23 protein-coding genes, 2 tRNA genes and 1 pseudogene are annotated in these 26,033 nt (G+C 70.9%); 13 read left to right on the top strand and 13 right to left on the bottom strand.

Features of this window, described 5'->3' with window-relative positions; all coding sequences use genetic code 11:
* The first annotated feature begins 161 nt into the window (after positions 1–161).
* Positions 162–701, top strand: a complete 540-nt coding sequence (locus Q0A33_RS06285) for a thioesterase family protein (RefSeq protein WP_291794538.1) — start codon at positions 162–164, stop codon at positions 699–701.
* Positions 694–1,452, top strand: a complete 759-nt coding sequence (locus Q0A33_RS06280) for a hypothetical protein (RefSeq protein ID WP_291794537.1) — start codon at positions 694–696, stop codon at positions 1,450–1,452. The genes Q0A33_RS06285 and Q0A33_RS06280 overlap by 8 nt, the downstream gene beginning before the upstream one ends.
* Positions 1,453–1,535: 83 nt before the next feature.
* Here the strand turns inward: Q0A33_RS06280 and Q0A33_RS06275 are convergent, their stop codons facing one another.
* The 3 genes from Q0A33_RS06275 to pepN all read right to left on the bottom strand — a co-directional run bounded on the left by Q0A33_RS06275 (position 1,536) and on the right by pepN (position 5,888).
* Positions 1,536–1,976 carry a globin gene (locus tag Q0A33_RS06275; RefSeq protein ID WP_291794535.1) on the bottom strand — a complete coding sequence of 147 codons (441 nt, stop codon included), beginning with the start codon at positions 1,974–1,976 and terminating at the stop codon, positions 1,536–1,538.
* 24 nt (positions 1,977–2,000) lie between these two features.
* Positions 2,001–3,101 (bottom strand): mechanosensitive ion channel family protein, encoded by a 1,101-nt coding sequence (locus Q0A33_RS06270; RefSeq protein ID WP_291794532.1) that lies wholly within the window; start codon positions 3,099–3,101, stop codon positions 2,001–2,003.
* Between the two features lie 132 nt (positions 3,102–3,233).
* The gene (gene pepN, locus Q0A33_RS06265) at positions 3,234–5,888 is read right to left on the bottom strand and encodes an aminopeptidase N (RefSeq protein WP_291794530.1); all 2,655 of its coding nucleotides are present in this window, start codon (positions 5,886–5,888) and stop codon (positions 3,234–3,236) included.
* 173 nt (positions 5,889–6,061) lie between these two features.
* Here pepN and Q0A33_RS06260 point away from each other — a divergent pair, with 173 nt between their 5' ends.
* Together Q0A33_RS06260 and Q0A33_RS06255 are read left to right on the top strand one after the other, a co-directional pair.
* Entirely contained in the window at positions 6,062–6,664 is a 603-nt protein-coding gene (locus tag Q0A33_RS06260; protein WP_291794528.1) for a DsbA family protein, read from the top strand.
* Between the two features lie 87 nt (positions 6,665–6,751).
* Positions 6,752–7,210: a ribose-5-phosphate isomerase gene (locus Q0A33_RS06255; RefSeq protein WP_291794526.1), complete on the top strand. Its 459-nt coding sequence runs from the start codon at positions 6,752–6,754 to the stop codon at positions 7,208–7,210.
* 118 nt (positions 7,211–7,328) lie between these two features.
* On the opposite strand, the gene Q0A33_RS06250 is transcribed toward Q0A33_RS06255, so the two are convergent.
* From Q0A33_RS06250 to Q0A33_RS06225, 6 genes are all read right to left on the bottom strand, one after another.
* A complete protein-coding gene (locus Q0A33_RS06250; protein ID WP_291794524.1) occupies positions 7,329–7,910 on the bottom strand; it encodes a methylated-DNA--[protein]-cysteine S-methyltransferase in 582 nt (193 codons plus the stop codon).
* Positions 7,907–9,628, bottom strand: coding sequence for an AlkA N-terminal domain-containing protein (locus Q0A33_RS06245; protein ID WP_291794522.1), 1,722 nt, complete (start codon positions 9,626–9,628; stop codon positions 7,907–7,909). Before Q0A33_RS06245 ends, Q0A33_RS06250 begins: the two co-directional genes overlap by 4 nt.
* 93 nt (positions 9,629–9,721) lie before the next feature.
* Positions 9,722–10,672, bottom strand: coding sequence for a type II CAAX endopeptidase family protein (locus Q0A33_RS06240; protein WP_291794520.1), 951 nt, complete (start codon positions 10,670–10,672; stop codon positions 9,722–9,724).
* A 75-nt stretch (positions 10,673–10,747) separates the two neighbouring features.
* Entirely contained in the window at positions 10,748–12,049 is a 1,302-nt protein-coding gene (locus Q0A33_RS06235; RefSeq protein ID WP_291794518.1) for a sigma-70 family RNA polymerase sigma factor, read from the bottom strand.
* Positions 12,050–12,057: 8 nt separating this feature from the next.
* Positions 12,058–12,405, bottom strand: a complete 348-nt coding sequence (locus Q0A33_RS06230) for a YciI family protein (RefSeq protein ID WP_291794516.1) — start codon at positions 12,403–12,405, stop codon at positions 12,058–12,060.
* Positions 12,406–12,656: 251 nt separating this feature from the next.
* Positions 12,657–12,730, bottom strand: a tRNA-Pro gene (locus Q0A33_RS06225).
* A 148-nt stretch (positions 12,731–12,878) separates the two neighbouring features.
* On the opposite strand from Q0A33_RS06225, the gene Q0A33_RS06220 reads away from it, so the two are divergent.
* Both Q0A33_RS06220 and Q0A33_RS06215 read left to right on the top strand, forming a co-directional pair.
* Positions 12,879–12,949 (top strand) — tRNA-Gly (locus tag Q0A33_RS06220).
* 150 nt (positions 12,950–13,099) lie between these two features.
* Positions 13,100–13,390 (top strand): hypothetical protein, encoded by a 291-nt coding sequence (locus Q0A33_RS06215; RefSeq protein ID WP_291794514.1) that lies wholly within the window; start codon positions 13,100–13,102, stop codon positions 13,388–13,390.
* Between the two features lie 22 nt (positions 13,391–13,412).
* On the opposite strand, the gene Q0A33_RS06210 is transcribed toward Q0A33_RS06215, so the two are convergent.
* The gene (locus Q0A33_RS06210; RefSeq protein ID WP_291794512.1) at positions 13,413–14,747 is read right to left on the bottom strand and encodes a CapA family protein; all 1,335 of its coding nucleotides are present in this window, start codon (positions 14,745–14,747) and stop codon (positions 13,413–13,415) included.
* Positions 14,748–15,065: 318 nt separating this feature from the next.
* On the opposite strand from Q0A33_RS06210, the gene tig reads away from it, so the two are divergent.
* The 4 genes from tig to clpX all read left to right on the top strand — a co-directional run bounded on the left by tig (position 15,066) and on the right by clpX (position 19,403).
* Positions 15,066–16,442, top strand: a complete 1,377-nt coding sequence (tig, locus tag Q0A33_RS06205) for a trigger factor (RefSeq protein WP_291794510.1) — start codon at positions 15,066–15,068, stop codon at positions 16,440–16,442.
* Between the two features lie 233 nt (positions 16,443–16,675).
* Positions 16,676–17,284, top strand: coding sequence for an ATP-dependent Clp protease proteolytic subunit (locus tag Q0A33_RS06200; RefSeq protein WP_291794557.1), 609 nt, complete (start codon positions 16,676–16,678; stop codon positions 17,282–17,284).
* 29 nt (positions 17,285–17,313) lie between these two features.
* Positions 17,314–17,964: an ATP-dependent Clp protease proteolytic subunit gene (locus Q0A33_RS06195; protein ID WP_291794508.1), complete on the top strand. Its 651-nt coding sequence runs from the start codon at positions 17,314–17,316 to the stop codon at positions 17,962–17,964.
* 164 nt (positions 17,965–18,128) lie between these two features.
* The gene (gene clpX, locus Q0A33_RS06190) at positions 18,129–19,403 is read left to right on the top strand and encodes an ATP-dependent Clp protease ATP-binding subunit ClpX (RefSeq protein ID WP_291794506.1); all 1,275 of its coding nucleotides are present in this window, start codon (positions 18,129–18,131) and stop codon (positions 19,401–19,403) included.
* Between the two features lie 93 nt (positions 19,404–19,496).
* Here clpX and Q0A33_RS06185 read toward each other — a convergent pair whose 3' ends face one another.
* A complete protein-coding gene (locus tag Q0A33_RS06185) occupies positions 19,497–20,162 on the bottom strand; it encodes an AIM24 family protein (protein WP_291794504.1) in 666 nt (221 codons plus the stop codon).
* Positions 20,163–20,346: 184 nt separating this feature from the next.
* Complete coding sequence (valS, locus tag Q0A33_RS06180) at positions 20,347–23,019, bottom strand: valine--tRNA ligase (RefSeq protein ID WP_291794502.1); 2,673 nt, start codon at positions 23,017–23,019, stop codon at positions 20,347–20,349.
* Positions 23,020–23,104: 85 nt separating this feature from the next.
* On the opposite strand from valS, the gene Q0A33_RS06175 reads away from it, so the two are divergent.
* The 3 genes from Q0A33_RS06175 to Q0A33_RS06165 are packed head-to-tail and all read left to right on the top strand — an operon-like array spanning position 23,105 to position 25,543.
* Positions 23,105–24,217, top strand: coding sequence for an acyltransferase family protein (locus tag Q0A33_RS06175; protein ID WP_291794500.1), 1,113 nt, complete (start codon positions 23,105–23,107; stop codon positions 24,215–24,217).
* Positions 24,218–24,239: 22 nt separating this feature from the next.
* Positions 24,240–24,695 carry a hypothetical protein gene (locus Q0A33_RS06170; protein WP_291794498.1) on the top strand — a complete coding sequence of 152 codons (456 nt, stop codon included), beginning with the start codon at positions 24,240–24,242 and terminating at the stop codon, positions 24,693–24,695.
* The gene (locus Q0A33_RS06165) at positions 24,692–25,543 is read left to right on the top strand and encodes a hypothetical protein (protein ID WP_291794496.1); all 852 of its coding nucleotides are present in this window, start codon (positions 24,692–24,694) and stop codon (positions 25,541–25,543) included. Before Q0A33_RS06170 ends, Q0A33_RS06165 begins: the two co-directional genes overlap by 4 nt.
* A gap of 26 nt (positions 25,544–25,569) precedes the next feature.
* Here Q0A33_RS06165 and Q0A33_RS06160 read toward each other — a convergent pair.
* A pseudogene (locus Q0A33_RS06160) lies at positions 25,570–26,033 on the bottom strand (NAD(P)/FAD-dependent oxidoreductase); the annotation flags it as partial.

Here is a 26,033-nt window from a genome sequence, read left to right as displayed (position 1 = left end):
CCGTTCGTACCGAGTGTGCCGGGCCGTTCGCCCGGCCGCTGTGCTGTGCGCCGGGCGAGGGATCGTCCAGCGGTGCCGGTACGAGTGTAGATCGTTCGTTCAGCCGCATGCTCCGGCCCACCCGCATGCGAGCGCCGCGTGCCGAGTGGCAGGATGAGGGCATGGACCATTCCCCCCTCACCAGCACCGTCCTGTCCGGCCCCTTCACGCGGGTGCTCATCGAGCTCCGCTGGGGCGACATGGACGCCTACCGCCATGTGAACAACGTGACTCAGCTCCGGATCCTCGAGGAGGCGCGCGTCCGCGCCTTCGGCTCGCCCACCGCCGCCCGGGACTCGGCTCCCGTCCGCGTCCCGGGAGTGGGGGAGTCCGTGCTGGGCGAGCCGCTGCCGGGCGTGCTGGGTGATGCGAGCGCGGACACGGACCTGCTCGTGCTCTCGCACCGCATCGAGTACCGGGAGCCCATCCCGTACAGGGAGGGTCCCGTGGCGGTGGACTGCGTGATCTCGGCGGTCTCGCCGGTCTCGATGACGGTGGGCTACGTGATCGCGGAGCCGGACGGCAGCGTCGCCTACACCGTCGCCGAGACGGTGGTCGTCTTCGTCGATTCCGCCACAGGCCGGGCACGCAGGATCAGGGACGACGAACGCGCCCGGCTGGAACCGGCGATTACGGCTCCGGTGCCGCTGCGCCATGTCTGAGGCGCCCGGTCCGCTGGTGCCCCAGGATCCGCGTGCGCTCGCGGACTGGCGCACGTTCGTCGCCCGGATCCAGCATGCGGAGGCGGATGCCGCTGTGCGGCTCAGCGTCACGGGAGACGTGCTCGTCCTCACCGCTGCGCCGCTGCACCCGCGGGGGCTCGGTGACTCCATGCCGCTGGTCCTCGGGATGCGCATGCTCCGGCTGGCGGATTCCGGTCACGACGGGCTGGACGCCGTGGTCGAGGCGCGGGCGCTGCTCGACAGGTTCGCCCGGATCGAGGCGGGCGCTCCCGGCGCCGCCTCCGCAGCGGCGTCAGACGCCGTGGGCGTGGCCGTGCCGCCGGTGGAGGTGAAGGCCGCGTGGGCCGGCATCTCCCCGCCTCGCGGCCCGTGGGAGCCGGTGGGGACGCTCAGCGTCCGCCGGCTCGCGGAGGCGGCGGAGGCGGGCATCGCCGAGGTCGCGGAGGGCACTCCCTCCGGCGCGGGCTCTCACGCCGTCGAAGCGCTGCGTAGGCAGGTCTGGTCCAGGACCGCCGCCGAGGTGGCCCCGGCTGAGGACGCGCATGCCGCGGGAGCGCGGGTGCCGGTGAGCGCGGGAGCGGCCTTCGGCGCCCACGTCCTCGGATTCCTTGGCCGCGCGGGCTCCCACGAGGCAGGCGGGCACGCGCGGCCCGACCCCCGCGTCCGGGTGCTGCGCTGCGGTGTGTGGCAGCGGCTTAGTCTCCCGGGCGGCCACATCCTCACCCGGTGACCAGCGTCGCCCGGGAGTGCACCCGGTGCGGCCGCGCGGGAGGCTGCATCCTCACACGCTGAGAGCCGGCCGGAGCCGTCCGCTCAGATGAGAGGGCTCGGCTGCCCCTCACCCGGATGATTGATCATCGCCGTCGCGGCGCGCTGGAAGTAGTCCCACATGAGCTCGTCGTAGAGGGGCGGCAGCGCGATCTCGTCGAGCGCCGCACGCATGTGGGTCAGCCAGCGGTCCCGCGCCTCCGGCGTCACGGGAAAGGGCATGTGCCGCATGCGGAGGCGGGGATGGCCGCGCTGCTCGGAATAGGTGGTGGGCCCGCCGAAGTACTGCTCGAGGAAGGCGCACAGACGCCATTTCGCGCCCTCGAGCTCGTGGCCGTCCGGGTACATCGCGAGGAACGGCTCGTCCTGGGCCACACCTGCGTAGAAGGCGTCGACGAGTGCGGCGAAGGTGGGGTGGCCGCCCACCGCCTCGTACACGCTCTCCGGCTTCCCGCCCGTGGACAGGCTCACACTGCTGATCGCCACTCTCGCTCCTCCTCCGCGGCGGAGTCAGCTCCTGCTGTCCGCCTTCTCTCCCGTGCTCTCCTGGTCCGAGCCGTTCTGCTCCGCGCCGTTCTTCGCGGCACCTGCCGCAGCGCTGTCGGCAGGAGCGCCGGGAGCGGTCGTGCGGAGCACGGTCTGCTGGGTCCACGGTATCGCGAGTCCGTGGGCCGTGAGCTGTCGCTTGAAGGCCGCCCGGAACTGACGGCCCACGGAGAACTGGTCGCCCGGCGTCGTCTTGATGGTCGCGCGCACCGTGAGCGCCTCGCCGGTGATGTCCTGGACGCCCAGCACCTCCGGCTCCTCGATGATGCTCCGGTCCACGGCCGGATCGCGGCGGAGCTCGTCGAAGACGTCGCGGATGACGCCTTCAGCGGTGTGCTCGTCCGTGTCGTACGGGAAGGGCAGATCGAGGACAACCTGACCCCAGCCCTGCGAGTAGTTCCCCACGCGGAGGATCTCGCCGTTGCGCACGTGCCACAGGGTGCCGTCCAGGCCGCGCAGCTTGGTGGTGCGCAGACCCACCTCCTCGACGGTGCCCTCGGCCTCTCCGGCGTCGATGTAGTCGCCGATCCCGTACTGATCCTCGATGACGATGAAGAAGCCCGCGAGGTAGTCCTTCACGAGGGTCTGCGCGCCGAAGCCCAGCGCCAGACCCGCGATGCCCGCCGAGGCCAGCACGGGTGCGAGGTTGAAGCCCAGCTCCGTGAGGACGGTCATGGTGGTGATGAGCCAGATGACGATCGTCGCGATGGACTGCAGCAGCGAGCCGACGGTGTTGGCGCGCTGCGCGCGCCGCTCCCGCACGGACGGATCCGTCTTGAGGAACTCGGAGGTGACGGACCTCTTCTTCGTCTCTCCCAGCCTGCGCCGGGAATCGCCTTCCGCGATGGACTTGGCGAACTTGCGGATCACCCGCCGGATGATGAATGTGATGACGATCGCGACGACGAGGATCACTGCGACGCGCAGGGGTGTGCCGGTGATGAAGTCCCAGCCGGAGGAGGCGGACTGCTCAACCGCGCGCTGCACGTCCTCGACGGAGGTCGTGGGCGTGGGAGTCGGATCATCCATGGGAGTGGACGCGGGGGAGGAGGTCTGTGAACTCATACTGTCCCCACCGTAGGAGCCGACCCTGAGCCTGCGCCTAATGCCGAGCGTGGCGTACGTCGCACACCGGCGCGCACCTCGAGGGGCGCCTGCGGCCGCGGGAGGGGAGGCCCCCTCGCAGCAACTGCAGGGTCACCGCCGTCGGGCCTGCTGAGCGCGCTGGGCGCGGCGGGCGTTGTCGAGGTTCTCGCGCATGAGCCGCAGGAGTCCCTTGGGTGCCTGGGGATGGGTGCTCAGCCAGTTCTCAGCCGCTTCCACCGTCTTCGCAGTCGACGGCGGGAACAGGGCGAGGGTGAGCGTCTGCGCGATCTCCAGGGTGCGTGTCTCCCACCACCCGGTGACCCGGTCGAAGTACTCGCGGCTGAAGCTGGTGAGCGGCTCCTGCGCCGGGATGCAGTCGCCGGAGTCCAGCTGCAGCCCGCGGGAGAAGCCCTGCGCGATCGCGCTGATGCGCGCATTGGGGAGGTCGCGCTGGTCCACGAGGGCGAGGAAGGCACGAGACTTCGCCTCCGCCGTCGTCCGCGCCGCACGGGCCGTGTCCGCGTGGCGCTGGCCGGCGGCGGTCCTGTCCGCGGCGAGGTGCGCGTCGATCTGTGCCTCGGTCAGCCTGTCCGCGCCTGCGAGCGCGATGACGATCGTCCAGACGAGGTCCGTGTCCACGACGAGTCCCGGCAGGCCTCCCGGTGCTTCGGAACCGGCGGCGGACGATCCGGGGGCCGTGGCGAGGACCTCCTCGAGCACCTCGAAGTGGGCGTCCGTGCAGGCATGACGGCACAGCGCCTGGAACAGCTGCAGCTGCTGATCAGAGCCGGGCTCCACCCCGTCCTCGCCGCGGGACAGGCCGAGCAGCCTGTCCGCGATGCGGGTGCGCAGCGCTGGGCGCTCCGCGGGCGGAACGTACTCGCCCAGGGCGGTGGCCAGCTGACGGAGCTGCACCAGCAGCCCCGAGGAGTGGGAGACCGCCGGCAGGTGGCGGTGCAGCAGCTCGACGTACTCGGCGGCCGGCAACTCACCGTCGCGCACCATGTCCCAGACCGTTGAGAGCACGAGGAGCTGGGTGAGCGTGTCCTCGAATCCGGAGAGGCGCTCCATCGCCAGGCGCAGGGAGACCTCGTCGAAGCGGGCCTTGGCATAGGTGAGATCGCCGTCGTTGACCACGACGATCTCCGCGGACTCCGCGCCCGCGGGGAGCGGGACCTCGGCGCTCCGCCCGTCCAGATCGACGTCGGCGCGCCCGAGCCGGGTGAGGCCCCCGCCGTCCTCGGTCCGGTAGAAGCCCACGCCCACGCGGTGCGGGCGCAGGCTCGGGACGGGCTGGCCCGGCAGCACGTGGGGCTCCTGCGTGAGCGTGACGGAGGTGAGTGCGCCGTCCTCACCGCGCTGCGGCTCCGCCCGCAGGACGTTCACCCCGGACTCCTCGAGCCAGAGCCGGGACCAGGCGCCCAGGTCGCGGCCGGAGGCGCGCTCGAGCTCGGTGAGGAGGTCCGCCAGCTCCGTGTTCCCCCAGGCGTGCTTCGCGAAGTACTCGCGCAGGCCGGCGAAGAAGCTCTCCCGCCCCACATAGGAGACGAGAGCGGTGAGGACGGAGGCTCCCTTGGCGTAGGTGATCCCGTCGAAGTTCACCTCGACATCGGCCAGGTCCGCGATCTCCGCGACGATGGGGTGCGTGGAGGGGAGCTGGTCCTGCCGGTAGGCCCAGGACTTCTCCAGCGTGGCGAAGGTGGTCCACGCGTCCGTGAACTCCGTGCCCTCCGCGGTGGCGAGCGTGGACATGTACTCGGCGAAGGACTCGTTGAGCCACAGGTCGTTCCACCACCGCATCGTCACGAGGTCGCCGAACCACATGTGGGCGAGCTCGTGGAGGATGGTGACCGCCCGGCGCTCGACCATCGCCCGGGTGGGCCGGGAGCGGAAGACGTAACTCTCCAGGAAGGTGACGGCTCCGGCGTTCTCCATCGCACCGGCGTTGAACTCCGGGACGAACAGCTGATCGTACTTCTCGAACGGGTACGGCGTGCCGAAGAGGTCCTCGTAGAGGGCGAAGCCGGAGCGCGTGATCGCGAAGATGTCCTCGGCGTCCAGGTGCTCCGCCAGGGAGGCGCGGCAGTAGGCGCCGAGGGGGATCTCCCTGCCGTCCGTGCTCGTGAGCGAGGAGTGCACGGAGGTGTAGGGGCCTGCGACGATGGCCGTGATGTAGCTCGAGATGCGCGGCGTGGGCGCGAACTGCCAGGCACGCAGCCCGGGCGGCAGCTCGCCGAGCGCTCCTGCGGCCTCGGCGGCATCCGCGGGATGCGGTGTGGGGGAGTTGCTCACGACCGTCCAGTGCTCCGGCGCCAGCACGGTGAAGGTGAACGTGGACTTGAGGTCCGGCTGTTCGAACACCGCGAACACGCGCCGGGAGTCCGGCACCTCGAACTGCGTGTAGAGATAGGTCTCACCGTCGACGGGGTCCACGAAGCGGTGGAGGCCCTCGCCGGTGTTCATGTACCGGAAGCGCCCGTCGACGGTGAGGACGTTCTCCGCCGCGAGGCCGGGCAGCCGGATCCGGCCCGGGGTCACCAGCTCCGCAGGATCCAGCTCCACGCCGTTGAGCACGACCGAGTCGATGCTCTCCGCGATCGCGTCCACGAAGGTCTCCGCGCCCTCCTCCGCGGAGAAGGTCAGGGTGGTCACGGAGCGGAAGGTGTCCTGCGAGGGATCGAGGACGAGCGTGACGTCACAGCCGTGGGAGGAGAGCAGGGCCGCGCGGGCCTGTGCCTCCGCGCGGGTGAGATTGTGCTGGGGCATGCATTCCTCCGGTCGTGGCGGCGTGTGGCTGGCTGCTGTCCGTCATTCTGTCACGGAGGGAGGACGCCGGATCGAGGCGATGCGGCTAGGCTTGCCAGCGGCGGCCCCGTCGCGACGTCCGGAAGGCGCGCGGACCGCACGGAACAGCACGTGATCCTGCAAGGAGGACCCTCATGGCGACCACCCTCGATCTCTGGTTCGACCCCATCTGCCCGTGGGCCTGGATGACCTCGCGCTGGGCGCTCGAGGTCGAGAGGGTCCGGGACGTCGAGGTGGTCTTCCACCAGATGAGCCTCTCCGTCCTCAACGACGGCCGGGACCTGCCGGAGGACTACAGGGAGAAGATGGATTGGGCGTGGGCGCCCGCGCGCATCGTGAATGCGGCGCGGGTGGAGCACGGCGAGGAGGTCCTGCGCGACCTCTACACCGCTGTGGGGACCCGCATCCACCCGGGCGGCGAGACCGACTGGGTGCGGGCCTGCGCCGAGGCCCTCGAGGAGGTGGGTCTGCCCTCCTCCCTGCTCGAGTACGCGGAGAAGGACACCTACGACGCACAGCTGCGGGCCTCCCACCAGGAGGGCATCTCCAAGGTCGGCGAGGACGTCGGCACGCCCGTCGTGGCCGTGGGCGAGGTCGCCTTCTTCGGCCCGGTCGTCACGCCCGCGCCCAAGGGCGAGGAGGCGGGCAAGCTCTTCGACGGCGTGCTCGCCGCCGCCTCCGTGCCCGGCTTCTTCGAGCTCAAGCGCACCCGCACCAGCGATCCGATCTTCGACTGACGGCTCTGCGGCCGACAGTCCGTCCCGCGGGGCTCTCCGCTTCGCGGCACACCTCCATCCCCTGCAACCCATCCGAGAGGAACCACTGTGCAGATCCACCTGGGCACCGACCATGCCGGCTTCGAGTTCAAGGAGGCGCTCAAGGCGCACCTGCGCGCTGCCGGACATGAGGTCGTGGACCACGGCGCCGCCGAGTTTGACGCGCTCGACGACTACCCCGCGTTCTGCATCGCCGCGGCCGAGGGCGTCGTGGCCGCCCGTGCCGCGGGCGAGGACGCGCTCGGCGTGGTGATCGGCGGGTCCGGCAACGGTGAGCAGATCGCCGCCAACAAGGTCGCCGGTGCTCGCTGCGCGCTGGCCTGGAACACGGACATCGCCCGGCTGGCCCGGGAGCACAACGACGCCCAGATCGTGTCCGTCGGCGCCCGTCAGCACCCTGAGGCCGAGGCGATCGCGATCGTGGACGCCTTCCTCGCCACCCCGTACTCCGACGACGAGCGGCACAACCGCCGGATCGCGCAGATCGCGGACTACGAAGCGCGCTGAGACCGGCAGCGCCCGGACCGGCAGCGCAGAGGGCTGGAAGCCGCATGCAGCGGTTTCCGGCCCTTCGCGGTCTCAGGGTGCTGTGCTCCCAGCCCCGTGCTCTCGGTCGGCCTCGGCCTCAGCCTGCCGCGGCCTCGCGGGCGAGCAGGCTGCGCTTGACGTCCAGGCCGTAGCGGAAGCCGCCCAGGCTGCCGTCGGTCCGCACGATCCGGTGGCAGGGGACGAACAGTGCGGCGGCGTTCATGGCGCAGGCGCCCGCCGCGGCCCGCACGGCTGCGGGGCGTCCGCTGCGCCGGGCGTACTCCGTGTAGGTGATCTGTTCACCGGGAGCCACTGTGCGCAGCACCTCCCACGCATGCGTGCGGAAGTCGCCGGAATGCTGGCGTACGGGAACCGTGCTCACCGCCGAGGGATCTCCGGCATAGTAGGCGCGCACCGCTTGTGCGGCAGCCCGCGCAGTGCGGACCGCAGCAGTCGGGGCGTCGTGCGCGGATGCCGCTGCCGGTGGTCCGGAGCCCGCGTCTTCGTCCAGGAGGTGAACCGCCCCCGCCTCGGGCCGGAGGCTCCCGTGGACGAGCGCGAGCAGTTCGGCGAGATCCTCCGTCCAGCCCGAGGCGAGGACGGAGGCGTCGTCCGTGATGAGGGAGAACGGCCCGTCGGGGGTGTCGAGGGTGAGCGCTGCGGCCGAGGTCGTGGTCATGAGTGAGGTCCTTCCGGAGGAGCGGTGCTGGGATCGGTGCCCGGGCGGACACCTGAGGGCATGGGCGGTGCGTCGCCGAGGGCGGCGGCACGCCACAGGTGCAGGGCGGCATAGGAGCGCCACGGGGCCCACCGCTGCGCGTGTGCGGCGAGTTCCCGGTGCGCTCGTGCCCGCGGCGCGGAACCCATGGCGAACGCACCCGTCGCCGCTGCGCCGTGGAGGAGGGCGACGTCGCCGGGCAGCCAGGCATCCGGATCGCCGAGCACGCGCATGGCGACGTAGGCGGCCGTCCACGGCCCCACCCCGGGCAGGGCGAGGAGCCCTGCGCGCAGGGCCGGGGCCTCGGCTGCGGGGTGGACGGGCAGCTCCCCGGATGCCAGTGCCCGCGCGGCTGTGCGGACGGCGGTGATCGAGCGCCGCGGCAGGCGCAGCGGGCGGTGAGGATCGAGCGGGCCCTCGTCCGGGGGAGGCGGTACGGCCGCGAGGATGTCCTGCGGGGCGGGGAACACGTGGGTGAGACCTGCGAAACGCGAGGTGTGCGCCGTGCCCGCCGCCGCCACGAGCCTGCCGAGGTGCGTGCGGGACGCCTGCACGGAGATCTGCTGGCCGACGAGGGCGCGGACGACGATCTCCGGGCCGTCGACGGCACCGGGGACGCGGATGCCCGGCACCGCGCGCACGCGGGGTGCGAGTGCGGGGTCCAGGCAGAGCGCGGCGTCGACGGCCTCCGGGTCCGCGTCCAGGTCGAACAGCCGGCGGATTCGGGCCAGGGCCGGCGGCAGGTCCGCGACGTCCGTGAGTTCGAGCTCCGCGTGCAGGGACCAGGTCCGTGTGCTTCGGCCGGCGGCCGCCTCGCACCTCGCCGTCACCTGTGCCGCCCCGGGGCCGTGCGGGAGGGAGAGGGTCCGCGCGTAGACGAGTGCCCCGTCATCGGAGGTGCGGACGTGCTCGACCCCTGCGACCGCGCGCCGTGCGAGGAAGTCGAAGACCCCGGGGGCGTCGAAGGGCGGGCGCGTAGGCAGCGCGACGCGCACGAGGAGGCCGGGAGCGTGCACCCCAGCCGGGGCGACGGCTTGGCCCGGCGCGGCCGACTGGCCCGGTGGGACCGCCCCGTCCCGTGTGGCTGCGGTGCGCCGTCTGCGCGCGGCCGGACGCTGGGCGCGAAGCTGTGACGGTGAGACGGCGAAGACCTCGCGCACGGTGTCGTTGAACTGCCGCACGGATCCGAACCCCGCGGCGTGGGCGACCTGTGCGAGCGGCAGGTCCGTGTCCACCAGCAGCGAACGGGCGATCTGGGCCCGGTGCGCGCGGGCGAGGGCCGCCGGACCGGCGCCCAGCTCCGCGACGAGGATGCGGCTCAGGTGGCGCGGGGAGTACCCCAGCCGCTCCGCGAGAGCGGGGACGCCTCCCCTGTCCAGCTCGCCGTCGAGGAGGAGGCGCATGGCGCGGGCGGCGACGTCGCCGCGGAGGTTCCACGCGGGGGTGCCCGGCGCGGCCTCGGGCAGGCAGCGCTTGCAGGCGCGGAACCCGGCCTCGTGCGCGGAGGCCGCGGTGAGGTGGAAGACGACGTGCTCCCGCCGGGGCGTGCGTGCCGGGCACGAGGGGCGGCAGTAGATGCCGGTGCTCGTGACCGCGGTGTAGAACTGCCCGTCGAAGCGGGAATCGCGCGCGGAGATGGCGCGGTACCGCTCCTCGAAGACGGGATCGACTGTGCTCATGGGACCAGTCAAACACGCCGCGAGGACCCTGCGCTGGCGGAAATCGGACATGGGTGTGGGGCGGCCGGTGCGCGGAGGCACGGCGCAGGACGATCAGTACACGAAGATCGGCAGCCGGTCCGGATGATGCGCGTGGGCGATCGACAGGAAGACCACGAGGTCGAAGAGCAGGTGGACCGTGATCGTGTACGGCAGGGACTTCGTCCGTGTGAAGACGACCGCCTGGACGAGGGCGAAGGGGATCGTCAGCAGCGGTCCCCAGGAGCGGTAGCCCAGCTCCCAGAGGAAGCTCACGAAGATCACGGAGGTGAGCACGTTCGCCGTCCAGAAGGGGAAGTGCCGGGCGAGCAGGGTGAAGACCGTGCAGATGAAGAAGAGCTCGTCCCAGATGCCCACCGCGTTCACTCCCACGAACAGCCGGCCGATCTCGCTAGGCGTGGTCACAGCAGGCCAGTTCTCGTAGGCGCCGGAGCGGAGGAAGTAGAACGGCAGGACGAAGTATGCCGTGAGCAGCACGAAGGCGAGCCAGCCCCACTCCAGCCGCGACCAGCGGCGGCCGCGTCTGCGGGGGAAGCGGATCGCGTCATCGCGGAGCACGAACCGGTGCACGAGCCAGGGTGCGACCACGGCGGCGGTGAGCACCCCGCCCATGAGGAAGTACCGGGGCCAGGCGATGTCGGCCTCGACGGAGATGGTGCTGATGATCCCTAGGCCCAGGACGATGAGCCCCAGGTCGCGGCCCAGTGGGCGGGACGCGGCGAAGCCCAGTGCCACCCCCGCCAGCAGCGGTGCATAGCCCCAGGGACTCATGAGGGCGAAGATCAGCACTGCACCTGCGGCGACGAGCGCGGCGGCCAGGCCTCCCGGGCCGAGGAGGCGCTGGGGGACGGGAAGCCCGAAGAGCGGGGCGACCGGAGCCGTGCGGGCAGTGCTTGCGCCTGCGCCCAAGGTCGTGCCTGCGTCTGTGCCCGAGGCGCCGTCCCGTGCACCGGTGTCCGTGCCTGCGGCATCGGACGGCGCTGCGTTCTCCTCGGGTTCCGGCATGCTTCCAGCCTATGTGCGCGGAGCCCGGGTGCGGGAGGAGCCCGCCGGTCCCGGGGGTCGGAGGAGTGCGGCACCTCAGTCCAGCGCCGCGGTGAGGAACTCGTCCTCGGCGTCGTTGCCGCTGAGGGAGAGGGCACGGCGATACGCGCGGGCGGCAGCTTCCGCGTCCCCGAGCTCCTCGAGGGTGATCGCCCTGGCGATGTGGAAGGGGCGGAAGCGTGCGAGGGCGGGGTCGGACGCAAGGGCGTCGAGGCGGCGGAGGCCCTCCTCGGCTCCGTGCGCCCGGCCGAGTGCGACGGCCCGGCCGAGCCGCACCACAGGGCCGGGCTCGTGGGCTTCGAGCATGCGGTAGAGGACGGCGATCTGGCGCCAGTCGGTGGCCTCGGCAGACGGGGCCTCGGCGTGGACGGCGGCGATCGCGCCCTGGATCGCATAGGTGCCGGCTTCCGCCGAGGCCGCCGCGGCCTCGGCACACCCGATCCCCTCCGCGATGAGCGCGGCGTCCCAGCGCTCCCGGTCCTGCCGGGCCAGCGGGATCGGGACGCCGCCGGCGGAGATGCGGGCCGGGCGCCGCGCTTCGGTGAGGAGCAGGAGGCCGAGCAGGCCCGTGACCTCGCCGGCGGTGGGCAGCGACCGGTGGAGGACGCGGGCCAGGCGGATCGCATCGGCCGTGAGGTCGTCGCGCACGTGGGTGTCGCCGGTCGAGCGCGCGTACCCCTCCGCGTAGAGGAGGTAGACCACCCGGAGCACTCCGTGCAGGCGCGGGCGGATCTCGGCGGGCGGGGGAGTGGTGAACGGAATTCCCAGGGTGCGGATGCGCTTCTTCGCCCGGACGATGCGCTGCTGCATCGTGGTGGTGGGCACGAGGAGGGCATGGGCGACCTCCTCGGTCGTGAGCCCGGCGACGAAGCGGAGGGTGAGGGCGACCCTGTCCTCGGGCCGCAGCGCGGGATGCGCGCACGTGAAGAACAGGACGAGGCGGTCGTCAGCGAGCGGGCCGGCACTTCTGCTGAGCGCGGCCTCGGCAGGATCCGCGCCCGAGGACGTGAGCGGCGCGCGCTCCTCCTCGATGCGCAGCTGTGCGAGCTTCTGCGCGAGCACGCCCTCGCGCCGGACCGCGTCGAGGGCACGGCGGCGGGCCGTCGTCATGAGCCAGGCGGCCGGTGCCGCGGGGACACCGGTCTTCGGCCAGGTCCGCAGGGCCTGGACGAAGGCGTCCTGGAGGGAGTCCTCGGCGAGGCCGAGGTCGCCGAACCGCCGAGCCAGGGACGCGAGGAGCCGGGCCCTGGCCTCCGGTCCGAATGCGGCGAGGGCGCGGCGGGCCCCCTCCTGCGCCTCGGCGGCGGAGGAAGGGGTGCCGTGCGGGGTGCGGTTCATGCTCAGGCTCAGTACGGGGCGAGCGGGCGGATCTCGACGTGGCCGCCGGCCGCCGAGGCCGGGCTCTTCTTCGCCCACGCGATCGCATCGTCGAGGTGCGGGACCTCGATGATGTAGCCGCCGCCCACGAACTCGCGGACCTCCGCGAACGGTCCCGCGGAGACGATGCGCTCGCCGTCGTCGCCCGTGCTCACCTGGACGGCCTGGTCCGGATCCTCCAGGGCGAAGGAGTCGACCACGACGCCGGCGGCGGTGATCTCCCGGTCGAAGGCGAAGAACTCCTCCGGATCCGCGCCGCCGTCCTCACCGCATGCCGGATCGTTCACATGGCCCATCAGCAGAAGTGCGTACTTCATCGTTCCTCCTCGAAGAGTCGCGGTCCGGGACGCGCGTTCCTCGGACCGGACTGCGGATGCCGAACCGGATGGTCCGACACCATGATGACGGACGGGCGGCCGCGGGATCGACAGTTCTCACGAGAAGAAGGGGGAACCAAGAACGACGACGCGAGACAGACAGGGGCTGCACGATGTCGCGAGACACCCCGCGTCAGAAACGAGAAATGTGCCGCGACATCGTAGGAACGATGTCGCGACACATCACACGGTCGAGGCGACAGGATTTGAACCTGCGACCCTCTGCTCCCAAAGCAGATGCGCTACCAAGCTGCGCTACGCCTCGCAACGAGGTCAATGATAGCCCACCGAGGCGCTTCGGCCGACAGCCGGGGCCCTGCCGACCCGTCAAGTGCCGTGCCTCACACTTCCCCCTGATCGCCTCTTCGAGTTGGCAGGCCGCGCGCCGGTGGTCTAAAGTTCATGGAGCGCCCGGGGATGTAGCTCAATGGTAGAGCCTCAGTCTTCCAAACTGATGGTGCGGGTTCGATTCCCGTCATCCCCTCCGAGGACGAAAGCCGCTGGTCACAGCGGCTTTCGTCATTCACGGCACCGGCAGCCGCGCGGTGTTCGGTGCCTGCAGGGTCGCGTGCGGGTCGGCCCTGCACAGGCCTGGAGCGGATCTTCCGCGGGTCGGCTTGGCATGCTTCCGTGCATGGGGCTCACGGACACCGCCGCCGTCTCCTCTGTCTTCGACGACGTCCGCCGGCACACGGGAGGGGACTTCCTCTCCGGACCGGATTCCTCGGCCGCCTGTACCCACATGGGCCTCTTCCTCTCCTGGGCCGTGACCCGAGGCTTCGCGAGCACCGCGTTCCGGCGGGAGCACCCCCGCACCCTCGCCGCTCTGCCGGACGGCGCGGTCACCGGCTCCGAGGTGCTGGAGCGCTGCTGGGACGACGCACTGGTGGCGGAGGCATCCACGGAGAAGCTCGAACGGCGCTGAGCCGTCCGCGTCGCCCTCCGCGTCACCCGCCTATCGGCGAGCACCTGTTCGCGGCGGCCACCTCGGACTCGATCTGCGAGACCGTTCCCGCGTCCGGCACCCGGGGGATTCCGTCGGAGCCGATCACCATCGGCTGGAACTCGAAGTCCGTCACGCGTGTGCCGGGATCCTCAGCGCCGGGGAAGGGGACCTCGACGTCGAGGGAGAGCACCCCGGTGTGCGAGGACGGTCCGCTGCCCCCGGTGTACCAGACGACGTTCCCGAGGCCGTAGGCGACGAAGGCCTCGCCGCTCGGGCCCATGTCCTGGTGGCCCATCCCCGCCAGCCGGTGGGCGTGGGCGGCGACGACGATGTCCGCGCCGGCATCCACCAGCTGCTCGGCGCGGCGGGCGTCGACGTCCCGCACGCAGGTCGATCCCTCCTCGCCCATGTGCATGTAGGCGATGACGACGTCGTGGGTCCTCGCCGCGGCCTCCACCTCCGTCAGCATCCGCTCCGGTTCCACGAAGGCCGCGATGCCGGGGGCGGTGTCCGTCGCCTCGTGGTGTTCGTACGTGTCCTCCCACAGCGCGCTCGAGGCGAGCACCGCCACCTCGGCCCCGTCCAGGTGGGTGGAGAGAGGGGCGAACGCCGCATCCGCGTCCTCGCCGATCCCGAAGATCTCCACGGGGGAGTCCTGCGCCGCGGCGAGGGTGTCCGCCAGGCCGGAGTCCCCGTAGTCCGCCGCGTGGTTGTTCGCCATCGTGATTGCGTCGATCCCCGCGTTCGCCAGTGTGGTGAGGGCGGACTCCGGTGCCCGGAAGGCGAAGTCCTTGGTGGGCAGACGCGTGCCGCCGGAGGTGATCGCGGTCTCCAGGTTCACGACGGCGAGGTCTACGTCCGCGAAGTACGGACGCAGCGCCGCCAGACCCTCCGGATCGTCCGCCACGCTGCGGAGCTGCCGCTCGAAGTGCACGTCGCCGGCGAAGGCGAGGGAGAACGAGGCCGGGTCCGAGGCCCGTTCCGGGGCCGCAGCCGGCCGACCGTCCTCGGACCTCGCGGGTGAGGAGGCGCGCGGCGCCGAGGCCGTCCCATCCGCCGCGTCCGTGTGCCGCACCGCGAACGTCACTGCGACAGCCCCCGCGCCCACCAGCGCGAGCGCGGTGACGGCGGCGGCGAGTCCCGTCCCGTGCCGCCTTCCGGCACGGCGCCCGTCTGCGCGTCTGTGCGCGGTGCCGGTGGACGCACGCGCGCCCTCGGCGGGGCCCGAGCCTGCGGGACCCTTCGCTGCGGCGGGCAGAACGGATGCCGGAGGGATGACGGCACCGTCCGGGCGGCGTTCGGCCAGGAGGTATACGGGACGGCGGCGCTTCGACATGCCTCACATCCTCTGCCAGGCACACGCCCGGGGCAAAGCCGGACGGCGCCCCGGTGGATCAGGGCGGCGCCTCGGCGGGTCAGGGCAGCGCCTCGCCGGGTCCGGGGTGCGTCCGTAACCCGACGCCGCACCCAGTGCGCCCGCGCGCCCGCCGCCCTGCGCGGTGTGCGATTCGGCATCTGCAGGGCCCACGCGTAGTATGGAGCGCGCGCATTGCGGGGTGCCTTTCGTGGTGCCCGCATGAACGACCCGCACACTTCCGCCGCGGTCCCGGCCTGTCTCCGGCGACAGCGGCTGCCAGACTACGAGAGGGAAACCGTGAAGAGCTCCGTCGAGAACATCGACCCCACCCGGGTCAAGCTCAGCATTGACGCGCCTTTTGCCGAACTCAAGCCGAGCGTCGACGAGGCCTACAAGGAGATCGCCAAGCAGGTCAGCATCCCCGGCTTCCGCCGCGGCAAGGTGCCCGCCCGCATCATCGACCAGCGCGTGGGCCGCCCCGCCGTCATCCAGGAGGCAGTGAACAACAGCCTCGACGGCTTCTACCGCCAGGCGATCGCCGAGAACGACCTCACCCCTCTCGGCCAGCCCGAGGTCGAGGTCTCCGAGGTCCCCGGCCTCGACGGCAAGGACGAGGGCGATCTCTCCTTCACCATCGAGGTCGACGTGGCCCCGGCCATCGAGCTCCCCGCCTACGACTCGATCGAGGTCTCGGTCGACGCCGTCGAGGTCACGGATGAGGACGTCGAGGCCCAGCTCACCGAGCTGCGCACCCGCTTCGGCACGCTGGTGGGCGTGGACCGCCCGGCGACGAAGGACGACTTCGTCACCCTCGATCTCGTCGCCAAGATCGACGACGAGGAGATCGACACCGCTTCCGACATCTCCTACCAGGTGGGTGCCGGAACCATGCTCGAGGGCATGGACGAGGCTCTCGAGGGGCTCTCCGAGGGCGAGTCCACCACCTTCGAGACCACGATGGCCGGCGGCGACCACGCGGGTGAGAAGGGTCAGGTCACGCTCACCCTCAAGGCCGTCAAGGTCCGTGAGCTGCCCGAGGTGGACGACGAGTTCGCCCAGCTGGCCAGCGAGTTCGACACGGTCGAGGAGCTCCGGGAGGACCTGCGCAGGCAGGCCGCGGAGAAGAAGGAGTTCGACCAGGGCGTCGAGGCCCGCGACAAGGTCCTCGAGGCCCTCCTCGAGAAGATCGACCCGCCGGTCCCGGCCAAGCTGGTCGAGGACGAGGTGCACCGCCACCTGGAGGGCGAGAACCGCCTCGAGGACGACGAGCACCGTGCCGAGGTGACGGAGGAGACCACCCGCAACCTGCGCGTGCAGTTCATCCTCGACGCCGTCGTCAAGGCGGAAGAGGTCGAGGTCTCCCAGCAGGAGCTCATCGAGTACATCATCAACGCCTCCCAGCAGTACGGCATGAACCCCAACGAGTTCGCGCAGATGCTGGACCAGGGCGGTCAGGTGCAGGCCATCATGGGCGACGTGGCGCGCCGCAAGGGCCTCGCCGAGGTGCTGGCCAAGGCCGTCGTGAAGGATCCCGCGGGCGAGGTCGTCGACATGACGGCCTTCACCACCCCCGGTGGCGCCGCTGCCGCGGCGGCCGCTGAGGAGGAGGCCGAGGCGGAGACCGCCGAGGCCGAGCCGGTCGAGGCCGAGGAGGCCGCGGCCGAGGAGAAGTGACCTCCTGACCGCTTCATCCCCATGAGCGGAACGACCCCCGGGCACGCCGAGTGCCCGGGGGTCGCGCGCATCCGCGTGGCGCCGACGGGGCGCCCTTCACGCTGAGGGCGAACACCGGGCGCTCCGCGGACTATTGCGGAGTCCGCGCGGGTTAGGCTTCGAGACGGATACGACACCCTCAGGAACAGGAGTGAGACGTGGCAGACGGAGGAAGCTCCTCGATCGTCCGGACGATGGCGCAGTCGCCCACCATGGCGGAGCAGTCCAGCGGGCTGGGCCTCGACGATCACATCTACAGCCGGCTCATGCGCGAGCGCATCATCTGGCTGGGTTCGGACGTGCGGGACGACAACGCGAACGTCATCTGCGCGCAGATGATGCTGCTGGCGGCCGAGGACCCGGACAAGGACATCCGGCTCTACATCAACTCGCCCGGCGGCTCCGTGACGGCGGGCATGGCCATCTACGACACGATGCAGTACATCCAGCCGGACGTCGCGACGGTGGCCATGGGCATGGCCGCCTCGATGGGGCAGTTCCTGCTGTCGTCCGGCGCCAAGGGCAAGCGGTTCGCGACCCCGCACGCGCGGATCCTCATGCACCAGCCGCTCGGCGGGATCGGCGGCACCGCCACGGACATCAAGATCCAGGCGGAGCTCATCCTGCACATGAAGCGGCAGATGGCCGAGCTCACGGCGGAGCAGACGGGGAAGTCCGTGGAGCAGATCCTCCGCGACAACGACCGCGACCACTGGTTCACCGCGGACGAGGCCCTGGAATACGGCTTCATCGACGGAGTGGTGACCAACGCGAGCGACGTCCCCACCGACTCGGGCCAGTGACGGCAGGCACTTCACACAAAGGACTCAGGATGAATCACACCCCTTGGGCGGCCGCGGGCCAGATGCCCTCCTCCCGCTACGTCATGCCGCAGTTCGAGGAGCGCACCCCCTACGGCTTCAAGCGCCAGGACCCCTACACCAAGCTGTTCGACGACCGCGTCATCTTCCTGGGCGTCCAGGTCGACGACACGAGCGCCGACGACGTGATGGCTCAGCTCCTCGTCCTGGAGTCCCAGGACCCGGACCGGGACATCACGCTCTACATCAACTCGCCCGGCGGCTCGTTCACGGCGATGACCGCAATCTACGACACGATGCAGTACATCAAGCCGGAGATCCAGACGGTGTGCCTGGGCCAGGCGGCCTCGGCGGCCGCCGTGCTCCTGGCCGCGGGCACCCCGGGCAAGCGCCTGGCGCTGCCCAACGCCCGCGTGCTCATCCACCAGCCCTCCATGCAGGGCGGCGGGCAGGGCCAGGCCTCGGACCTGGAGATCCAGGCGAACGAGGTCCTGCGCATGCGCACGTGGATGGAGGAGACCCTGGCCCACCATTCGAACCGGACGGCGGAGCAGGTCTCCAACGACGTCGAGCGCGACCTCTTCCTCACGGCGGAGGAGGCCAAGGACTACGGCCTCGTCGACCAGGTGCTGACGTCGCGGAAGGCGGCGCTGCAGGGCTGAGCGCCCGTCTGCGGCACGGACCGCGGCCCCGCGCCGGACGGATCCGGGCGATGACACGCCAGGAGCCGTCCGGCGCGTGTGCGTCCGTGGCCTGTGGGATGCTTGGGACCAACGAGACAGCGGAGTATCTTGGAGGCACGGAGCTTCCAGGGAGGCAGTGAGAAGTGGCGCGCAGTGCAGAGGGAGCGGAACTCCTCAAGTGCAATTTCTGCGGCAAGTCGCAGAAGCAGGTCCGGAAGCTCATCGCCGGACCCGGGGTATACATCTGCGACGAGTGCATAGGGCTCTGCAACGAGATCATCGAGGAGGAGCTCAACCAGGCGGTCGAGGAGGCGGGTGAGGGGGCGCTCCCCACACCGCGGGAGATCTTCGACTTCCTGGAGGAGTACGTCGTGGGCCAGGAGCCGGCCAAGCGCGCCCTCGCCGTCGCCGTGTACAACCACTACAAGCGCATCCGCTCCCAGGCGGAGGCCTCCGAGGACGACGTGGAGATCGCGAAGTCCAACATCCTCATGGTGGGCCCCACGGGATCCGGCAAGACCTACCTCGCGCAGACCCTGGCGAAGAAGCTGGACGTGCCCTTCGCCGTGGCGGACGCCACGGCGCTCACGGAGGCCGGCTATGTGGGTGAGGACGTGGAGAACATCCTCCTCAAGCTCATCCAGGCCGCGGACTTCGACATCGAGAAGGCCCAGAAGGGCATCATCTACATCGACGAGATCGACAAGGTGGCCCGCAAGTCGGAGAACCCCTCGATCACCCGTGACGTGTCCGGCGAGGGCGTCCAGCAGGCGCTGCTGAAGATCCTCGAGGGCACGGAGGCGGCGGTGCCTCCGCAGGGCGGCCGGAAGCACCCGCACCAGGAGTTCCTCACCATCGACACGACGAACGTCCTGTTCATCGTCGCCGGAGCCTTCGCCGGACTGGAGGAGATCATCTCCTCCCGCCGGGGCAAGCACGGGATCGGGTTCGGTGCGCTCATCCAGTCCAAGGACGATCAGGAGGACGTCTTCGCGGAGCTCCAGCCGGAGGACCTGCACAAGTTCGGCCTGATCCCGGAGTTCATCGGCCGTCTGCCTGTGCTCGCGACGGTGGGGGAGCTGGATCGCGCCGCGCTCATCCAGATCCTCACGGGCCCGCGCAATGCGCTCATCAAGCAGTACCAGCGGATGTTCGAGTTCGACGGCGTGGAGCTGGTGTTCGAGGAGGAGGCCCTCGACGCGATCGCGGACCTCGCGCTGCTCCGCGGCACCGGAGCTCGCGGACTGCGCTCGATCATGGAGGAGGTCCTCCAGCCGGTCATGTTCGAGATCCCCTCGCGTGACGACGTGGACCGTGTGGTCGTCACGAAGGACACGGTGGAGGACAACGTCGCCCCCACGATCGTGCCCAAGCAGGCACCGGCGAAGCGCACGTCCCCGCGCCGCAAGAGCGCCTGAGCACAGAGCGCGAGAGCCCCGACCGTCTCCAGGACGGTCGGGGCCCTGCGGGTTCCGGGCGGGCCTCGGCGGGTCCGGCTCCCGTGAGGGTCCTCAGAGTTCGGAGGGCTGCACCACCACGAAGCCGGGACCGTGGAAGCGCATCTGCACGCTCTCCCCGGAACCGCGGCCCACGAACGAGCCGAGGGAGACGTCCGTGTGGATGTCCGGGCTGAGGTTCGCGGACCAGCACACCGCGGCCTGCGGATCGACGAAGGTGGGCTGCTGGGAGCAGTCGAGCACGAGCGGATCCCCCTGGCACGCGATCGCGGCCATGCCGTGCCCGGAGAGCACCACGTTGAACAGGCCCGCGCCCGAGGCCAGCGCACCGAGCCCCTTCACCCTGCGGATGTCGTCATTCAGGGTGGGGTCGTAGGCCAGCAGCGACTGGGAGTTGACGCTCAGCGCGTCGTTCTGCCCCTCCAGCTGCATCATGAAGATGTTGGCCGCGTTGCGGGCGAAGAACACCTCGCCCTGGCCCTCCGCGCGCATCATGGGGGTGTCCTCGCCGGTCATCTGCTTCTTGAGGAAGTTCCCCACAGAGCCGGAGCCCTGATGCTTGAACTGCACGCTGCCCTGATAGGCGACCATCGCACCCTTCGTGGCGACGACCGGGGTCTGCGGCGTGACGAGAGTGCGCAGCATCTTCTGCGACTGCAGGGTCCAGCGTTCGGTGGACTGGATCTCTGCGTTCCTCTTGGCGAACAGCTCAGAGCGCATCTGAGGTCTCCTCTGTGTATGGGTGCGCCGCGTGCCGGACCGGCAGGGCGTGGTGACGGGAAGGACGAGGGGCGGAGCAGGTTCCCCCTGCTCCGCCCCTCAGCGTAGTCCTCCCCGGCAGCCGGCCCGCCGCCGGCGGTGTGGCAGATCCGTCACCGCCGCGCGCCGCACACGGGAGGCCGCGTCACTCCGCCTTGGCCTCGAACACCACGTCCGTGACAGTGACGGCCTCCGCGTCCGTGCCTTCGCCGGAGGCCCCCGCCGCGGCCTCGGCGGTGGTGAGCGCCTCCACGCGTCCGGCGGCGAGCAGATCCCCGCGAGCGGCCTCGAAGGCGGCCAGCACGGCGGCGGGTGCCGTGAGCACCGCGGACTCGATGCGGGTCTTCTGCGAGGCCTTGGCCTCGGTCTTGGCCTTGCGGACCTCGCCCAGGACAGCGGCGACGCGGGGCAGCAGGCCCTCCTCCGCCTCGGGGGCGGAGACGTCCCCGGTGGTGGGCCAGGCGGCGCGGTGCACGCTGCCGGTGCGCCACCAGGACCAGACCTCCTCCGTGACGAACGGCATGAACGGCGCGAAGAGCCGCAGCAGGACGTCCAGCGCGGTGGCCAGCGTGGCATGGGCGGAGAGCTGGCCGGCCTCGCCCCGGGCCCCGTACGCGCGGTCCTTGACGAGTTCGACGTAGTCGTCCGTGAAGTCCCAGAAGAAGGACTCCGCCAGGCGCAGCGCGTGGGCGCCGTCGTAGTCGGCCATGCGGGTGCCGCACTCCTCGACGACGGTCCTCAGCTGTGCGAGCACGGAGGCGTCGAGGGATTCCGTCACGAGGTCCGTCCGGCCCACCAGGCCGGAGTGCACACCCTGGGCGAGCGCGAACTTCGAGGCGTTGAGCAGCTTCATCGCCAGGCGGCGGCCGATCTGCATCTGCGCCGTGTCGTAGGCGGTGTCCGCGCCGAACTTGGCGCTCGCGGCCCAGTAGCGCACGGCGTCCGGCCCGAATCCGGGCTTGGACTCCGCGAGGATGTCCGAGGGCACGACCACATTGCCCTTGGACTTCGACATCTTCTTGCGGTCCGGGTCGAGGATCCACCCGGACAGCGCGGTGCGACGCCACGGCACGGAGTCGCACAGGGAGTTCGCCCGGACCATGGTGGAGAACAGCCAGGTGCGGATGATGTCGTGTCCCTGCGGTCGCAGGTCCATGGGGAAGGTGCAGGCGTTGAGGTCCTCGTCGCGCTTCCAGCCGGTGACGAGCTGCGGGGTGAGCGAGGAGGTCGCCCACGTGTCCAGCACGTCCGGATCCGCGGTGAAGCCGCCCGGCTGGTCCCGCTGCGCCTCCTCGTAGCCGGCCGGTGCCTGGGCCTGCGGGTCCACGGGCAGCTGCTCCGGAGCGGGCACGATCGGGTTCTCGTAGTCCGGGGTGCCGTCCGCGTCCAGGGAGTACCAGAGCGGGATGGCGACGCCGAAGTAGCGCTGACGGCTCACCAGCCAGTCGCCGTTGAGTCCCTCGACCCAGTTCTCGTAGCGGGACCGCATGTAGCCGGGGTACCACTCGACCTCGCGGCCGCGGGCCAGCAGCTCCTCGCGCAGCTGGGCGGAGCGGCCGCCGTTGCGGATGTACCACTGCCGGGAGGTGACGACCTCGAGCGGCTTGTCGCCCTTCTCGTAGAACGGCACGGGGTGCGTGATGGGCTCCGGTTCGCCGATGAGGTCGCCGGACTCGCGGAGCAGATCGACGATCTCCTTGCGGGCGGAGAAGGTGGTCTTGCCGGCCAGCCGGCCGTAGAGCTCAGCCGCATCCGCCTTGGGGGAGTCCGCGATCCATGCCGGGGTCTCCCGGGCGAGGCGGCCGTCGCGGGTGATGACGGCGCGGGTGGGCAGGTCGAGCTCGCGCCACCAGGTCACGTCCGTGAGGTCGCCGAACGTGCAGACCATGGCGATGCCCGTGCCCTTGTCGGACTTCGCGAGCTCGTGGGACCGCACCTCCACCGCGACGCCGAACAGCGGGGAGACCACCGTCGTGCCGAAGTGCGGCCGGTAGCGCTCGTCGTCGGGGTGGGCGACGAGCGCGACGACGGCGGGGATGAGCTCCGGCCGCGAGGTGAGGATGACGATGGGTTCGGCATTCAGATCCGCGGTGCCGTCCCCGGCGGCCGGATAGAAGTTCACCCGGTGATAGGCGCCCTCCTTCTCCCGGTCCTCGAGCTCGGCCTGCGCCACGGCTGTGCCGAACGTCACGTCCCACATGGTGGGCGCGTCCTGCGAGTAGGCGTTGCCGCTCGCCAGGTCATCGAGGAAGGCCCGCTGGGACAGCGCGCGGGATGAGTCGTCGATCGTCCGGTAGGTGTACTTCCAGTCGACGGAGAGCCCCACTGTCCGGAACAGATCCTCGAAGACCTTCTCGTCCTCCGCGGAGAGGGTGAGGCAGAGCTCGATGAAGTTCTGACGGGAGACCTTGACGAAGTCCCGCGCGTTCCTGGCGGGCTTGGCCGGAGGGGTGAAGTCCGGGTCGTACGGCAGCTGCGGGTCGCAGGTGACGCCGTAGTAGTTCTGCACGCGGCGCTCCGTGGGCAGGCCGTTGTCGTCCCAGCCCAGCGGGTAGAAGACGTTCTTGCCGGTCATCCGCTGGTACCGGGCGATGACGTCCGTCTGCGTGTAGGAGAAGACGTGTCCCACGTGGAGCGAACCCGAGGCGGTGGGCGGGGGAGTGTCGATCGAGTAGACGGCCTCGCGGGTGGTGTCCGGGTCGAAGGCGTAGGTGCCCTCGGACTGCCACCGGGAGTCCCACTTGTCCTTGAGGCCCTCGAGCGCGGGCTTGGCCGGAAGATGCACCGTGTCGTGTGTGCTGGATTCGGGAATCGTCATGCGTGCGATTGTCCCACAGCGCCGCATGCCGCCGGACCGGTGCCCGCGTGGCCCCGGGCGGTGCTTCCGTGGCAATGTTGCAGCCATGGCTCTGATCGACAGGATCGACGAGGTGGGTCCGCCTCCGCGGTCCACGCAGTGGATGAACCCCGCCCGCACCCTCGCGATCCTCGCGGTCATCGCGATCCACACGATCGCCGACACGGTGGGCACGCGCTTCGCCGAACACGGCTCCGAGGCGTGGTGGATCGCGAACGTGATCGACAGCGCCTCACGGTGGTCCGTGCCGGTCTTCCTCATGATCTCCGGTGCGCTCGCCCTGGACCCGGCCAAGGGCGGCAGCCCGCGGGAGTTCCTCTCCAAGCGCTTCTGGCGGATCTTCGTCCCGCTGGTGGTGTGGACCGGCGTCTACATCCCCTACCGGCTCTTCGCCATGTCCGGCTACGAGACGGGCTGGAACCCGGTCCTCGCGATCCTCACCGGGTCCCCCTTCGTCCAGCTCTACTTCCTCTACGTGCTCGCCGTCCTCACGCTGCTGACGCCGTTCATGCGCCAGCTCACCGTCCACGGCTCCCGGCGCGCGCAGTGGGGCACCGCAGCGATCCTGCTGGGCATCGGCATGCTCGACCACTTCGCCAGCTACGTCTTCGACGTGGGCGACCCCAACATCGCCACGCGGTTCCTCCCTCTCATGGGCTACTACCTGTTGGGCTGGATCATGCGCGATCACCTGCTGCGCGGGGCGCAGGTGGTGTGGGCCGCGCTCGTCTTCCTCGCCGCCGTGGCGGTGACGATCCTCTGGGCGGGGCTGGGACCCGGGGCCGCGCCGTGGACGGCGGTGTACGAGTACCTCTCGCCCACGGTGGTCGTGATGAGCCTCTCCGGGTACCTCCTCCTCCACCGGCTGTTCGACGCGGACGGGCGCGGCTATCTGGGCCTGCGCCGCCTCTACCCGTACTCGTTCGGCGTGTTCCTCCTGCACCCGCTGTGCGTGTACACCTTCCGCGACTGGATCGGGGTGCCGGACTCCGTCCCGGCCGTCCTCGTCCACGGCCTCGTGCTCCCCCTCGTCTACGCGCTGCTCTGCACGGCGGTGACGTGGGCGGCGCTCAAGGTGCCCGTGCTCCGCGTGGCCTTCGGCGAGGTGCCGCGCAACGCCCCCGTGCCGGCGCCCCCGCCTCCGCCGGGGCACGCCTGAAGCCCGTTGTACGATGCGGGGCATGACAGTGCCCATGAACAGGATCTCCGTCGGCTGGCGGGTGGGAGCGGCCGCTCTCGCCTTCGGCATCCTCTGCGGCGGACAGGCGCTGGACACGAACGACTGGTTCCCGCTCGGCTCCCTCTCGCAGTACTCCGCCGCCAGGGACCTCGACGCGACGGTCTCCCGGACCGTCCTGGAGATGAGGTTCGAGGGCGAGGAGGAGTTCCGGGCCGTCGGCATCTCGCACGGGAACGTGGGCATCGTCCCCGGTGACCTGGACTCCCACCTGGGCGAGCTGCGCCGGGACCCCTCCCTGCTGGAGCCGCTGGCGCGCAACTACGCGAAGCTCCATCCGGACTCGCCCCCGGTCGAGGAGGTGCGCCTCACGCGGCGCGTCCACCAGCTGGAGAACGGCCGCGCCGTGGGCGAGCCGACGTTCGACGAGGTCGCGGAGCTGAAGGTGGGGGCCGCGTGAACCCGGTGCTCCGCTTCCTGCTCCCTGCCGTCCCGCTGGCGCGCGTGGCCTGCTTCCGCGTGATCGTCTATGCCTTCGTGCTGGTGGATGTGTGGACGCTGTCCAACGATGTCCTGCGGCACTCCCTCATCCCGGCGGTCTACTCGCCGCTGCTGCTGCCGCGGCTGCTCGGCATCCCGCCGGTGACGCAGGCAGGCGCGATCGCCCTCCTCGTGATCGTGACGGTGAGCTCACTGGTCGCGATGACCGGACGGCTCCCGCGGACCAGCGGGTGGATCGCGGCGGGCTCCTTCTGGTGCTGGATGTTCTACTCGCAGGGCTACGGCTACGTCGCCCACGACCACATGGCGCTCATGATCGCGGTGGTCGTGCTGCCCACGGTGGGTGCGGCCGGATTCCGGGACGACCGGCTTTCCCGGGCCGCCGGCTGGGCCCTGCGCTGCGTGCAGATCGCCGTGGTGCTCACCTATTTCTTCTCCGTCTGGTCCAAGTGGGTGCGCTCCGGGAACCTCGCCAACTGGGCCAACGGCGCGGTGTTCGTGTGGGCGATCATGCGGCGGGGCTCCTGGATCATCAGCTGGACGCTGGCCTTCCCCTGGCTGCTCATCGTGGCGCAGTGGTGCCTGCTCGTCGTCGAGATCCTCTCGCCCGTCGCTCTCTTCCTCAGGGATAGGTGGCTCTACCTCACGGTGGGCTTCTTCATGCTGTTCCACCTGGCGACGTTCCTGTCACTGGGCATCAGCTTCCTGCCCACTGTGATCTGCTGGGCGGCGTTCCTGCCGCTCGAGCGCGTGCTGTGGAAGGCGCGTCCGGGCCTCGCGCCGCAGCCGGCCGCGAGCGGGAGCTGAGCTTCCCTCAGCCCTCCGGTGACCCCTCAGCTCTCCGGTGACAGAGAGGGCAGCTCGCGGATGCCGAACTCCCGCCTGAGTGCGCTGCGCGCCGCGAACCAGCCGTTCATGCCGTGCACGCCGGGGCCGGGGGTGGTCGCGGCCGAACACAGGTAGTAGCCCGCAGCCGCCGGCCCGCCCACGGCCCCGCCGGCCTCGGAGCGGCTCACCAGATGCGGATCCCAGGTGAGCGCGGGCCGCGCCACCATCGTGAGCAGGGAGACGGTGCCGGTGGCGATGTCGCCGCCCACCAGGTTCTCGTTGTGCGCGGCCATCTCGGAGGCCGGGACGGAGGCGCTGGCCACGACGGTGTCGCGGAAGCCGGGGGCGAAGCGCTCGATCTGCCGGGTGACGGCCTCGGCGGGATCGATCGGCGAGTCGAAGGGGACGTGCGCGTACGCCCACACCGGCCGCAGCCCGCCGTGCGCGCGGGTGGGATCCACCGTCGCGG

The organism is Brevibacterium sp. (genome assembly GCF_022712115.1).
Lineage (GTDB): Bacteria > Actinomycetota > Actinomycetes > Actinomycetales > Brevibacteriaceae > Brevibacterium > Brevibacterium salitolerans.
This window is presented reverse-complemented; position numbering and strand designations above follow the sequence as displayed.

What these genes read in the sequence shown, in the direction of transcription:
- Q0A33_RS06285 (WP_291794538.1), top strand. Translation starts at nt 162, where the DNA reads ATGGACCATTCCCCCCTCACCAGCACCGTCCTGTCCGGCCCCTTCACG.
- Q0A33_RS06280 (WP_291794537.1), top strand. Translation starts at nt 694, where the DNA reads ATGTCTGAGGCGCCCGGTCCGCTGGTGCCCCAGGATCCGCGTGCGCTC.
- Q0A33_RS06270 (WP_291794532.1), bottom strand. Translation starts at nt 3,101, where the DNA reads ATGAGTTCACAGACCTCCTCCCCCGCGTCCACTCCCATGGATGATCCG.
- pepN (WP_291794530.1), bottom strand. Translation starts at nt 5,888, where the DNA reads ATGCCCCAGCACAATCTCACCCGCGCGGAGGCACAGGCCCGCGCGGCC.
- Q0A33_RS06260 (WP_291794528.1), top strand. Translation starts at nt 6,062, where the DNA reads ATGGCGACCACCCTCGATCTCTGGTTCGACCCCATCTGCCCGTGGGCC.
- Q0A33_RS06250 (WP_291794524.1), bottom strand. Translation starts at nt 7,910, where the DNA reads ATGACCACGACCTCGGCCGCAGCGCTCACCCTCGACACCCCCGACGGG.
- Q0A33_RS06245 (WP_291794522.1), bottom strand. Translation starts at nt 9,628, where the DNA reads ATGAGCACAGTCGATCCCGTCTTCGAGGAGCGGTACCGCGCCATCTCC.
- Q0A33_RS06240 (WP_291794520.1), bottom strand. Translation starts at nt 10,672, where the DNA reads ATGCCGGAACCCGAGGAGAACGCAGCGCCGTCCGATGCCGCAGGCACG.
- Q0A33_RS06235 (WP_291794518.1), bottom strand. Translation starts at nt 12,049, where the DNA reads ATGAACCGCACCCCGCACGGCACCCCTTCCTCCGCCGCCGAGGCGCAG.
- Q0A33_RS06230 (WP_291794516.1), bottom strand. Translation starts at nt 12,405, where the DNA reads ATGAAGTACGCACTTCTGCTGATGGGCCATGTGAACGATCCGGCATGC.
- Q0A33_RS06215 (WP_291794514.1), top strand. Translation starts at nt 13,100, where the DNA reads ATGGGGCTCACGGACACCGCCGCCGTCTCCTCTGTCTTCGACGACGTC.
- Q0A33_RS06210 (WP_291794512.1), bottom strand. Translation starts at nt 14,747, where the DNA reads ATGTCGAAGCGCCGCCGTCCCGTATACCTCCTGGCCGAACGCCGCCCG.
- Q0A33_RS06200 (WP_291794557.1), top strand. Translation starts at nt 16,676, where the DNA reads ATGGCGCAGTCGCCCACCATGGCGGAGCAGTCCAGCGGGCTGGGCCTC.
- Q0A33_RS06195 (WP_291794508.1), top strand. Translation starts at nt 17,314, where the DNA reads ATGAATCACACCCCTTGGGCGGCCGCGGGCCAGATGCCCTCCTCCCGC.
- Q0A33_RS06185 (WP_291794504.1), bottom strand. Translation starts at nt 20,162, where the DNA reads ATGCGCTCTGAGCTGTTCGCCAAGAGGAACGCAGAGATCCAGTCCACC.
- valS (WP_291794502.1), bottom strand. Translation starts at nt 23,019, where the DNA reads ATGACGATTCCCGAATCCAGCACACACGACACGGTGCATCTTCCGGCC.
- Q0A33_RS06175 (WP_291794500.1), top strand. Translation starts at nt 23,105, where the DNA reads ATGGCTCTGATCGACAGGATCGACGAGGTGGGTCCGCCTCCGCGGTCC.
- Q0A33_RS06170 (WP_291794498.1), top strand. Translation starts at nt 24,240, where the DNA reads ATGACAGTGCCCATGAACAGGATCTCCGTCGGCTGGCGGGTGGGAGCG.